General features: G+C 68.5%; 6 protein-coding genes and 1 CRISPR repeat array. Of the genes, 1 reads left to right on the forward strand and 5 read right to left on the reverse strand.

Annotated features, from left to right (window positions below; all coding sequences use genetic code 11):
• Positions 1-6: 6 nt before the first annotated feature.
• The 5 genes from casB to ABZ717_RS23090 form a co-directional block, all read right to left on the reverse strand.
• A complete protein-coding gene (gene casB / locus ABZ717_RS23070) occupies positions 7-648 on the reverse strand; it encodes a type I-E CRISPR-associated protein Cse2/CasB (RefSeq protein ID WP_358513873.1) in 642 nt (213 codons plus the stop codon).
• Positions 645-2,414 (reverse strand): type I-E CRISPR-associated protein Cse1/CasA, encoded by a 1,770-nt coding sequence (gene casA, locus ABZ717_RS23075; RefSeq protein ID WP_358513875.1) that lies wholly within the window; start codon positions 2,412-2,414, stop codon positions 645-647. The genes casB and casA overlap by 4 nt, the downstream gene beginning before the upstream one ends.
• Entirely contained in the window at positions 2,404-5,304 is a 2,901-nt protein-coding gene (cas3, locus tag ABZ717_RS23080) for a CRISPR-associated helicase Cas3' (RefSeq protein ID WP_358513877.1), read from the reverse strand. Before cas3 ends, casA begins: the two co-directional genes overlap by 11 nt.
• Positions 5,305-5,444: 140 nt before the next feature.
• Positions 5,445-8,098: a CRISPR direct-repeat array (repeat unit 29 nt; unit sequence GGGGTCATCCCCGCGTGCGCGGGGAGCAG).
• Between the two features lie 100 nt (positions 8,099-8,198).
• Positions 8,199-8,798, reverse strand: a complete 600-nt coding sequence (gene cyaB / locus ABZ717_RS23085; protein WP_358513879.1) for a class IV adenylate cyclase — start codon at positions 8,796-8,798, stop codon at positions 8,199-8,201.
• 6 nt (positions 8,799-8,804) lie between these two features.
• Complete coding sequence (locus ABZ717_RS23090) at positions 8,805-10,184, reverse strand: hypothetical protein (RefSeq protein ID WP_358513881.1); 1,380 nt, start codon at positions 10,182-10,184, stop codon at positions 8,805-8,807.
• 168 nt (positions 10,185-10,352) lie between these two features.
• Here ABZ717_RS23090 and ABZ717_RS23095 point away from each other — a divergent pair.
• Positions 10,353-11,667, forward strand: a 1,315-nt coding sequence (locus ABZ717_RS23095) for a peptide deformylase (RefSeq protein WP_358513883.1), incomplete at its 3' end; no start/stop codon positions are given.

Consider the following 11,667-nt stretch of genomic DNA (forward strand, 5'->3'; position numbering starts at 1 on the left):
TGGGGGTCAGCCTCGGGCCGCCACCGTCTCCTTCGGTGAATCGCCGGCGGAGCGTTGTGGCCGGTACGCCTGGAAGTCGCGCCCCCAGGTGCGGCGCACGCGTTCGGCCCCGGCGGCGGTGCGGGTGTCGAAGAGTTGGTCGGCCAAAAGGCCGTAGTCGAGCGGGACGTCCTCGGTCCGTAGCAGTTGGACGATCCCCCGCAGTCGATCCAGGCGCGTGCTCCGGCTGCTCGCCGTCTGGGCCTGCACGAACCGTTTGCGCAGGGGTTCGTCGATGTCACCGGCCGGCATGAGCCGACGAACCGCCGCCCCGAACCCGCGACCGCGCCTGTGCATGCCCGACTCTCGCTTGGACTGCTGGTGCAGGGCGTAGAGGGTGAGCGCCTCGTGCACGGCGGCCTCCGCGTGAGGGGTACGCGGATCGTGGACGTCGAAGGTTTCGTAGAAGTCGTGGTCGATGGTGAGTCCCACGAGTTCGGGAACCTCTTCGATGGTCTTGCCCGCGCCTCGGCGGATCTTGGCCAAGGTCGCCACCGCTGCGGACTCATCGCGGAGGTATCCGCCCTGGAGTCGGCGGATCCGCTCGTCCACCGCCTTGCCCACGGCCTTGAGCTCGGGGACGTGGGCGGTGCGGCTCGCTGTGGTCACTGTTCTTCCTCCGTGCTGCTCTCGGAGTCGGTGTCGGGGGTGGTGTCCGGCTCGGGGGCGGCCAGCGTCAGACACTTGCGCAGGGCCTTGCGGAAACGCAGGTCGACGCTGGAGGTGTTGAGCCAGAAGGCACCGTTCTTGGTGTCGAGCACGCGTCCTTCCCAGGACGCCTCACCGGCGGACTCGATGAGTTCGTCGCCCAGGCGCGACACGGTTTCGCGAACGGTGCGTTGCCACCTTCCCCGTCGCCGGTCGGGGTACTCGGGGTCGTTCAGGAGGGAGTCCAGGTCGGCCTCCCCGTCCTGGGGGGTGGCAAGGTCGCGCAGCCAGCCACGGAAGAGCCCGTCCAATTCGCCGAAGCCCCGGTCACGGGCGGTGGCGCGTGGCCCCTCCCCGTCGGCTCCGGCCGCTTGTGCCAGACCGGTAGCCAGGTCGCCCAGGGCGGTGACGGCCTCCTCGGCGTCGGTGACGGCGTCGACGGCCGTCCGCGCCAGCTCCCCGTTGTCCTGGTGGAGGAGGACCACGGGCATGGCGACCACGTCGTCGACGATCTCGTCGATGACGGACTGTTGGGTGCCGTAGACCGCCCCGACCAGACGGGCGCGGACGAGGTATCCCTTGGGCAGGTACCTATCGACGGTGAGTTTCGCGATCCATTCCAGGACGCGGGGGCGCACCTGGTCGGCGGCCTCCTGGCGCTGGTCGGCTCCCCTGACCCTGCCGGTGACCAGTGCTCCCAGGCCGCGCCAGGCGGCGCGGGCCGGGTCGTGTTCACGTGGCAGGTAGACGGTGGGCTCGCGGAGCTTCTTCTCCTGGGCGGGGCTGCGGCGCCAGGCGGACATGGGTTCGCGCGGCTGCATGTTGCGTGGGCTCAGCGGGTCGCCGTAGGAGAGCAGGACACCGTGCGCCCCTTGGCCGTCGTGGTGCAGACGCAACCGGCGCGTCTGCCAGGTGTAGAGGTCGCGCAGACCATGCGGTCGGGCGGCGGCCTCCGCCGCTTCCAGTGGTGCGGCGGTGACGGGTGGGTGTGCCCAGGCCGGCCGGTCGCGTTCGGAATCCGTGTGCAGGTTGGGAGTGTCGAAGGCGATGAGGTTGAGCAGCAGGGTCTGGCGCAGGTCATCACCCTCGACGTGGACCCCGCCGAGGTTGCCCGCCCAACCCACTCCCAGCGGGTAACCTCTGCCACCCTTGGCGCGGGGATCGCCCTCGACTCCCGTCTTGATACCGGAGGAATCGTAGGCGTGGGCGTGCACCACCCAGCGCGCGGCCTCGGCATAACCCAGGCGTTGGGCTCCGTGGAACCGCATGGTGAAGAACCGAGTGCCGTTGGGAACGTCGGCGACCATCTTGTCCAGGGGCGCGTACTCGCCCTTGCTCGTGCGCAGGTCCGCGACCTGGAGGAAGGGGGTACGCGGGTGCAGCAGGTCGAAGCGCTCGGCGTGTTCGTCGAGGTAGGCGCGCACACGGTCCAGTGGGAGGTCCTCCTCCCACAGGTCGGCCCAGTCCTCGATCTCCTGGGGGCCGTCGATGGCGTCGTGCAGGATGGCCAAGAGCAGCCGCAGCAGGGCGAAGTCCTGGGTGGGGACGTCCCCCACCAGTCGGCGCACGTGTTCGGCCTGCTCGAAGACCTCGACCAGGGAAAGCTCGGTTTCGACTCCGTCGGTGCGCAGGACCGGGATCCATGGCCGGCGGGTGAGGTCGAAGGTGGTCGTGTCGGCGGGCGGCGGGGTGGCCGTGGATACAGCGGGGGGTGCCTCAGTCGGCACGGGTGACCTCCAAGCCGTCGGATTCGGTGTAGTGGAGTCGGTGGCCGGCCAGTTCGGCACGGTCGTCCTCGTCCAGGAAAAGGACCAGCTCTCCGGCGATCCAGTGGGCCTCCTTGGCCTGCCACGCCTCGACCAGGTCGGCTTCCAGTTCGGTGATGGCACGGTCGATCATCTGACCGGAGAGGGTGAACTGGTAGGGCAGGCGCAGCCCGCTGGCGGCCAGGGCACGAGCCGCCTTGGGAGCCGGGACGGAGTCGGTGGGCAGTGGCAGACCGCCGCGTCCGCCACTCAGCCAGGGGACGGTGGTGAGCGAGCCATCGCTGTGACGTCGGGCGACCAGGACCTCCAGGCTCTCCCCGGTGTCTCGGACCTGGGCCTTGCCGCTCTGGGTGTCGTCGGCCTCTCCCACCCCGGCGTCCACCCAGCCGATGATCGCTCGGCCATCGCGCGCGGCCGGGTCCAGCAGGAAGGTGCGGGCTCGGACGGCGCGGTCCACCTGCTTGGTCCGTTCCGCGCACAGGGCCTGGTCCATGGCCTCGTGCCACTCCACCGGGGCGATACCGACGTGGTCGTCGACCTCCTCGTAGGCGAACTGGACCAACGGGCTGATGTAGTAGGGCAGTTTGAGCGTGCTCGCCTGGCCGGGGTCGGCCGGCAGGTGGGGACGCAGGACCGCGAGGGCGCGCAGGAGCGGGTATTGGCCGTAGACGGTGCGTGAGCCCTTCACCGGCCGTGGCGGGGACTGGGTCCAGTCGACCCCGGTGACCAGGCAGCGGGCGGCGCGCAGGCGGGGTGGACGTTCGGACTGGTCCTCGCCCCGGGGGTGACGGTGCATACGGCCCATGCGTTGCAGAAGGAGGTCGACGGGGGCCAGGTCGGTGACCATCAGGTCGAAGTCGACGTCAAGGGACTGCTCGACGACCTGACTGGCGACCACGATGCGCCGCTCGGGGCGCTCGCCCCCGAGTGCCACGACCTTGGCGGGTGGCCCGTACTCACGCAGGAGTTGTTCGTCCCGGGCGGCCCGGTCCAGGTCGAGGAAGCGCGAGTGGGCGACGGTGACCGCATCTTCGCCGAAGTGTCCGCGCAGGTGGGCGGCGGTCTCGTGGACCCGGGCGACGGTGTTGCGGATGACCAGGGCGCAGCCACCCTCGTGGAGTTCTCGGTCCAGGCGTTCGGTGAGGGTGGCGAGTTCGTCGTCCAGGGGCTCGATGAGCACGTCGGTGGATCGTCCGGAGAACTCGGCGGGGTACAGGCGCGGCGGCGTGCCGGGGGCCGCGGTGGTGATGAGCGGGTAGGAAGCGGCCTGGGCGACCTCTTCGTAGCCTTCGACCTTGGGGCGTGGGCCTTCGCCCGTGTAGGCCTGGGCCAGTTCACGGCGCCGGTCCGAGGGCAGGGTGGCGGACAGGACGATGACCGGCACCCCGTACCGGCCCAGCCAGGCCAGGGCCCGGTCGAGGTAGGTGTTCATGTAGGTGTCGTAGGCGTGCGCCTCATCGATCACCACAACCTTGCCCGCGAGCGCCAGGTGGCGCAGGGCCAGGTGCTTGCTCTTGAGACCGGCGAAGAGCAGCTGGTCGATGGTACCCACGGCGAAGGAGGAGAGCATGCCCTTCTTGCGACCGCGCAACCACCGGTGGGCTATGAGGGCGGCGGAGCCGGATTCGTCCTCGCGGTCGGTGTCGGTGGCCAGACGGGGGCCGCCTCCGAGGTAGCCGGCGAACTCCTCGTTGAGGTGAGCCTTGGAGTGGGCGAGGAAGATGGAGGTGGCTTCCTCGGGCATGCCCGGGAGGTGGTCCAGCCAGTGGGTGAAGCGGGCGAACATGGCGTTGCTGGTGGCCATCGTGGGGAGCGCGACGAAACAGCCGCCGGCCCCGGTGGAAGCGGCGAGGATCTCCGCCGCGAGCAGGGCCGCCTCGGTCTTGCCCTCGCCCATGGGGGCTTCGATGATCATCAGTCCGGCGCCGGCCATGTGCCGGGCGGCCTGGACTGCCTGTTCCTGCACCGGGCGTGGGCGGGCTCCCTCGGGCAGGTCGAAGCGCGCGGCCAGGAGTTCGGCCGTGGTCCCCGTGGGGTGCTGGGGGTTCCACTGGCGGGGAAGGTCGAGCAGGCGCCAGGCCGCTTCGGTGCGCTCGGGGTCGGTGCCGCGTTCGCCCGGGAAGTAGGGGAAGTAGTCGGAGTTGCTGGCGATCCAGTCGGCGGTGATGACCAGGGCGGTGAGCAGGACCTGGGCGGGTTGGGGGAGCTTGGCCGTACGCCAGGAGGACAGGTGGGCGCCGGCCCCGGTGACTTCGGCAGCCGTGTCCAGGAGTTCGGTCTGGACCCGGTGCCAGATCTCGGCCGCCTTGGGTGTACGCAGAAGTTCGGGGTGGTCGTCGAGCGCGGCGATGGCGCTGTTGGTCGGCGGGATCCCGTGGTGGCCGCCGGCGATGACGGTGAACTGGTGGGTGTCCCGGGGGCGCCAATCGTGCTCGTCGACCAGCCAGTCACGAAGGAGGAGGTGGCCGGCGAGACCGTGCGGGGCGAGATTCCGGTCGGCCATCTGCTTTTGGAGGGGCATGTCCAGGCCCTGGGCACGCATGTCGTCGGCCAGGTGTTCGACCTGGCAGGCGAAGGCGGGCGTGGCCTTGCCGATGTCGTGGGTGGCGGCGAGCCACACCACCAGGGAGCGAGCCGAGGACTCGTCTCCGGAGAGCGCGGAGGTGATGAGCGCGCGGGCCTGTCGCGGAACCCACTCGTCCCAGAGTCTGCCCGCGATGGAGGCGCTGTCGGCCATGTGGCGGTAGAGCGGGAGCCAGCCGTCGGAGTCGAAGTCGTGCTTGGCCCAGGCGCTACGGGCGGCCCTGGAGAGGGAGTCCTTCCAGGGCTGGGCAGGGGGACGGGGGTTCATGGGAGACATCTAAGCGGCAGTGGACGACTGTTCGGGACTGGTTCTAACACCTTCCAGTGGCCGAAAACGGCCAGGTGGCTACTCACCGGTTTTCCGGGCATTTCGGACGGAGGTGTGGTACTCCCTCCCATCCGAGTAGTTGGCGGATCCCCGCGTGCGCGGGGAGCAGCCCGGAGCCTGCCAGTTCCCTTCCTCGTCCAGGGGGTCATCCCCGCGTGCGTGGGGAGCAGGCACAGTCCGGCCGGCACTCCCCGTCGGGGTAGGGGTCATCCCCGCGTGCGCGGGGAGCAGCGCACCCAGGCGTCCCGCGCTTCGGTGGGGCGGGGGTCATCCCCGCGTGCGCGGGGAGCAGCAATCCAAGAGCCGGCCCAGGTGGTGAACGAGGGGGTCATCCCCGCGTGCGCGGGGAGCAGACCCTAGCGGGTGACGGCGTCTTTTTCAGCGTGGGGTCATCCCCGCGTGCGCGGGGAGCAGCCATCATCGACACCAACCTGGACGAGGTCAGTCGGGGTCATCCCCGCGTGCGCGGGGAGCAGACCGTCGCCGGTCCCGGGCGGGATGTTGAGCTGGGGTCATCCCCGCGTGCGCGGGGAGCAGGCATGGAGCACGCGCACGCGCGCGCGGGTGGCGGGGTCATCCCCGCGTGCGCGGGGAGCAGTACCACTGACCATCCGCGGACACGACCGCGCCGGGGTCATCCCCGCGTGCGCGGGGAGCAGGCATCGGGGGCTCCTTGGGGATTGGTGGACCGGGGGTCATCCCCGCGTGCGCGGGGAGCAGTCATAGATCGGGATACCGGCGTCCGAGATCTGGGGGTCATCCCCGCGTGCGCGGGGAGCAGCGAGCTGGTCCTCGACCCCTTCGCCGGGTCCGGGGGTCATCCCCGCGTGCGCGGGGAGCAGGGCGCCCCGGGGTGGTTAACCCTTCTCGCCATGGGGTCATCCCCGCGTGCGCGGGGAGCAGTGACCATGTCCGATTCTGTTTTGAGGCGTCAGGGGGTCATCCCCGCGTGCGCGGGGAGCAGCGCAGCTAGGTCGTCAAGATCAGGCGTGGGTGGGGGTCATCCCCGCGTGCGCGGGGAGCAGCCACGTCGCCCGGACACGACGATGCTGGTGAGGGGGTCATCCCCGCGTGCGCGGGGAGCAGGACCGGAGACGGAAGAACTGAGACGAAGGACTGGGGTCATCCCCGCGTGCGCGGGGAGCAGGGGACAATCAGGGTGTGGTCCGGAGCGCATGGGGGGTCATCCCCGCGTGCGCGGGGAGCAGTCCCACGCCCGACCGATCGCCTTCTTGCCCTCGGGGTCATCCCCGCGTGCGCGGGGAGCAGCCGGCGCGGGTGAGGTGCTGCCCGGTCTGGCTGGGGTCATCCCCGCGTGCGCGGGGAGCAGCGCATGCGGGGCACCGTGGTGGACCTGGTGCCCGGGTCATCCCCGCGTGCGCGGGGAGCAGCCGGTACGGTCGGCCATCGCAGGCCGGCGAAGGGGGTCATCCCCGCGTGCGCGGGGAGCAGGTGATCGCTCATGCGTTCCTCGCTTTCGTGGCGGGGTCATCCCCGCGTGCGCGGGGAGCAGCCCGCGCCCGTCCCCACCGACTTCATAGAGCTGGGGTCATCCCCGCGTGCGCGGGGAGCAGTTCGACCTCCCAACCGGGCTCACCGACGAGACGGGGTCATCCCCGCGTGCGCGGGGAGCAGTCCACCGGGGAGTCGGCCACCACCTGTGTCCAGGGGTCATCCCCGCGTGCGCGGGGAGCAGTTCGACCTCCCAACCGGGCTCACCGACGAGACGGGGTCATCCCCGCGTGCGCGGGGAGCAGTCCACCGGGGAGTCGGCCACCACCTGTGTCCAGGGGTCATCCCCGCGTGCGCGGGGAGCAGGCCGGCCACGAACCGCTGCGGGAGCGCTACCAGGGGTCATCCCCGCGTGCGCGGGGAGCAGCTGGAACTGCCGCGCATGGATACCGAAGTCGGGGGGTCATCCCCGCGTGCGCGGGGAGCAGGAACTCGGGGGTTCAACCACACGCGGGAAGGAGGGGTCATCCCCGCGTGCGCGGGGAGCAGGTCTTGGTGATGGACCTGCACACCCACGCGCTGGGGTCATCCCCGCGTGCGCGGGGAGCAGGCCGCTCCCCGGTTCCCGGCCCAACCCCGACAGGGGTCATCCCCGCGTGCGCGGGGAGCAGGCGCCGGCGGATCGTCGCCGGGGCTACACCCAGGGGTCATCCCCGCGTGCGCGGGGAGCAGTCCGGGTCGAACCGCAACGCCATCACGTCGTGGGGGTCATCCCCGCGTGCGCGGGGAGCAGGCCGCTTACCGGGTCCAGGCCCACACCTACGGGGGGTCATCCCCGCGTGCGCGGGGAGCAGGGCAGGGAGGAACCCATGGCCCACACGCGCTTGGGGTCATCCCCGCGTGCGCGGGGAGCAGTGTATGTGGTGGTGGCAGGACGTTGACGGGTGGGGGTCATCCCCGCGTGCGCGGGGAGCAGGCGCTGGCTCAAGTGCAGTGGCTCCAGGTCGCGGGGTCATCCCCGCGTGCGCGGGGAGCAGTCGGTGTTCTGCGAGATGATGTCCCCCACCGTGGGGTCATCCCCGCGTGCGCGGGGAGCAGCCGGGCGCGGGACCGATCCGAGTCTCAGTCTCGGGGTCATCCCCGCGTGCGCGGGGAGCAGTCGACAGGGTTGGGTAGCATGGAGATGTCTTTCGGGGTCATCCCCGCGTGCGCGGGGAGCAGGCATGCGGTGCGGGGAAGTTGCGTCGGCATCGGGGGTCATCCCCGCGTGCGCGGGGAGCAGTCTCGTTGACCTGCGAGTTTACCCGGTGACCATGGCCAAATCTGCAACTTGTTGGAACTTGGACACCAAGCCACCTTCTTCACAAAGGGAACATACTGGTTCAACGGGCAGCATCGAGAAAGGGATGCGGGTTCGCCTGGGCCTCCAGCACCAAGTCTCGATACGGCAGAGTCACCACCGAACAGGACTGCAGCCCCAAGAGTTGCTCGGTCCTCTCTAACCGGAGAACAACATCTTCACGAGTGTCTTCGGAGACGATCTCGGTCTCCACGAACGATCCCAGTCCCGTGATCGTGTCCACCACCACCGATAGCCCCGGCCGGTGAGGGATTCGGTGGCAGATACGTGCTTTTTCGACACGGGCCAGCGTGATCATGCCCAAGGCTTCCAAAAGACGATGGGCATGCTCAGCCTGGCTGATGTCCGCCAAGGCCACGTTGGTCTCCTTCTTGGCCACGACACCATCGGCGCTGTGGGTGGTGGCGTCGGATGCGGGCTTGTAAGTGACCTCGCAGCTGTCTTTCGTCTCACGGACCCGTAAGCACTCCACCGTTTTGAGGAAGTCAACATCGGGCCGACTGTAGTAGGTGTCGACCTCCACTATCGGCCCTGTGGCGACAAACCCCGACTCTTCCAATCGCCGCTCCAGCGCCTCAGGGTTCGCCAAAACCCGCTTGCGTTCGATCTCGACCAGGGACACCGGAGGTCATTCCCTTCCAGGGGTGAGGCCCGCGTACACGCGGGCGAGATTGTGTTTACTGAACGACTCTCGTACACCGGTCAGCGCCTTGGTCAGCATCGCAGAATCCCCCATGGGGATGTTGCGGAAGAGCACGAGTTGCTTGGCGTCCCACAACGGGTTGGCGAGTCGTTTGGCCAGGTAACGGTTGTAGTAGTGACGCTGCCGGACCACGATGTCCTCCATGCCGACGGGCAACAGTACGGTCGGATGAGCAGAGTTGGCCCGCGCGGAGTTGACCGCGAACTCGGTGAGCAGTTCGTCGGTCGTGAGATACGCGTAGGTCTCGCGCCCCTCACGGACGCTCCATTCGTTCCAGACCTGTAAGCATGTGACGTCACCCTCCTCCACGGCTGTGAGGAAGCCGTTCAGGGCCACGTCTGTACAGGTGTCGAAGATGTCCCCGTCGACGGTGCGATGGTCGGCGTAGGGTTCGCTGAGCACATCCAGCATGTCTCGATGGGTTCGGGGCAGCCACTCGGGTTCGGTGAGGGTGTAGTGCACGAGCTTGTGTCCGGTGTGTGCGTCCAACCATTCCGCCGACAGCGGTCCGTCCAGCACTGGGACGAAGCCCAATACTCCGGAGCGCCACACGTGGTCCCGGAAGGTGATGTAGTGGCGCTGGATCTCGCGGAACAAACCGATGGGCGCGTTGATCACGGCGCAGGTATTCACATCCAGGTCCGCGATCTCCACGATCCTCGAATCCTGCCGAGCCACGGACTGGTCCTGAACGTGGTGGTAGGGGTGCTTTCCGTGCTCCAGGTAATGCGGGGTGAACATACGTAGGAAGTGCAGCCAGGAAGGCTCGTCGTAGACGTGTGTGACCCGTTCGTGCAGGCTCCGGTCCCGAACGGAGAACAGGTCCCTGTAGACGAAATATCCGTAAGGTTCGATCACCGAGCCGAGCACACGGATGAGCGAGTGCAGCCCGCTGTAGCCACCCCCGTAGGAGTAGACCTCGTGCACCAGTGCCGAGGCGCTGACCACATCGGCGGGGCGTGGCAGGAGCAATTCCAGGTCTTGGACGAAGCCGTGGGTGAGTTCGCATGTGCCGACTGCGTTGAACTCGTTGATGGCGTGCGACAGAGCATGTGATTCGACGCCGGGAACCTCGATCAGGGTCAAGTCCACGGGGCGCCCTTCCCAACGACGCTCGCGCAGGCGGGCGGCCAGGAAGTTCACGGCTGCCCCGCCTCCGGGGCCGACCTCCACCACGTGGGGGCGTCGGGAGTCCACTTGTCCCAGTGCGCGCAGCACGAAGGAGGCCTTCTCTTCGCCATGGGTGTTCGCTGCGACATCCAGGTAGTTGGGGGCGGACTTGTGTTCGGTGGCGAACACGGCCAATGGACACCTCCTCGATCGGGGAAACGCGCTGGGCCCGACAACCGGACGGGGCACGGCGGTGATGATGTTTCAAGGAGAGCCGAGGGCCGCTGGGTGAAGCCAGAATGAGACGGATTCAGTCACGATTCATTCAGATGATCACGCTGCGTGTGCGCGATAATCGGCTGTATGACCTCCCCTTCCCCCGACGGTTTCCGAACGGCCCTCGCCCACTGGCGCAAGCAGCGCCGCATGACGAAGAAGGCCCTCGCCGAGGCGATGGGTTTCGACCCCTCCTACGTCAGTCACGTCGAGTCCGGTCGCTATCCCCCGAGTGAGGAGTTCGCCCGCCTGGCCGAGCAGAAGCTGTCCACCGGTGGTGAGCTCTGGCGATCCTGGCAGATGGCCCCCGGCGTACAACCCACGTCCGCCGGGAACGGAGAGTTGTTCGTCGACCTCGATCACGCGGAATTGCGCTATTACGAGGGCACCTACACCGCTTCCATGCGGCGACGTGTGGTCAACGGCGGCAACGAACCGGTCACCCGCTACTTGGTGCGTATCAGCGTCGACCGCTACCCGGGCCGCCCAGAACTGTCGAATGAGCTCTACCGCAACCATCCGCTCACGTGGGAACAGCTGCGCCTGACCGCCTCATGCGACGGCGAACCCATGGCATGGGTGCCCAAGCACGACCGGGATTCCTTCAAGGAGGTCTGGTTGAGCTTCGAGAACCAGGACTCGATGTTCTCCCTCTACCCGGGGCAGGCCGCCGTACTCGAATACTCCTACGTCGTCGGATCCGACCAATGGGGACGGTGGTTCCAGCGCGCCATCCGACTACCGACCAGGGCGGTCAGTGTGGAACTGCGCTTCCCCGATTCGATGAACCCCAGGGTGTGGGGCACCGAGACTTCCAGCACGGCCGCCGCCGTACCACTGCGATCGGCCATACAGCGCCGAGAAGAAGACGGCGAAGTCTCGTTCATCTGGCACACGAACGACCCTCCGATCGGCGCCCGCTACCGGTTGGAGTGGCAGTGGCGAAACAGCCCTGAGCAGGGCGTCGAGGCCCGTCCCTTGCTCCGCACGGCCAGCGATCGTATGCGAGCGGCCGGGATCGTGCAGGAGGGCGCGGAACTACTCACGCGGGTTTCTCGACCTTTCCGTCTGCCTGCGGAGGCAGAGGAAGCAGAAGAGGTCGTCGACCAACTGCATCGCGCCGTCCAACGGGTACGCGACCATCATCACTTCGGTAAGGGCATGGGGTTGGCGGCGCCGCAGATCGACATCGACCGTGCGGCGGCCATCGTCCTGCCTCCAGATCCCGATGCTTCAGCGATGGTCCTACTCAACCCGACGATCATCAGCGAGTCCGGCGCCACCGATTCCCAGTACGAGGGGTGCCTGAGCTTCTTCGACGTACGCGGGCTGGTTCCCCGTCCGCGCCGTATCGAGGTCGAGCACACGAGGTCGGACGGGTCCACCGCCATCGCGGTGTTTA

The sequence above is a fragment of the Nocardiopsis sp. NPDC006832 genome, assembly GCF_040635885.1.
Taxonomy (GTDB): domain Bacteria; phylum Actinomycetota; class Actinomycetes; order Streptosporangiales; family Streptosporangiaceae; genus Nocardiopsis.

Coding starts and splice junctions, on each gene's coding strand:
- cas3 (WP_358513877.1), bottom strand. CDS start 5,304: ATGAACCCCCGTCCCCCTGCCCAGCCCTGGAAGGACTCCCTCTCCAGG.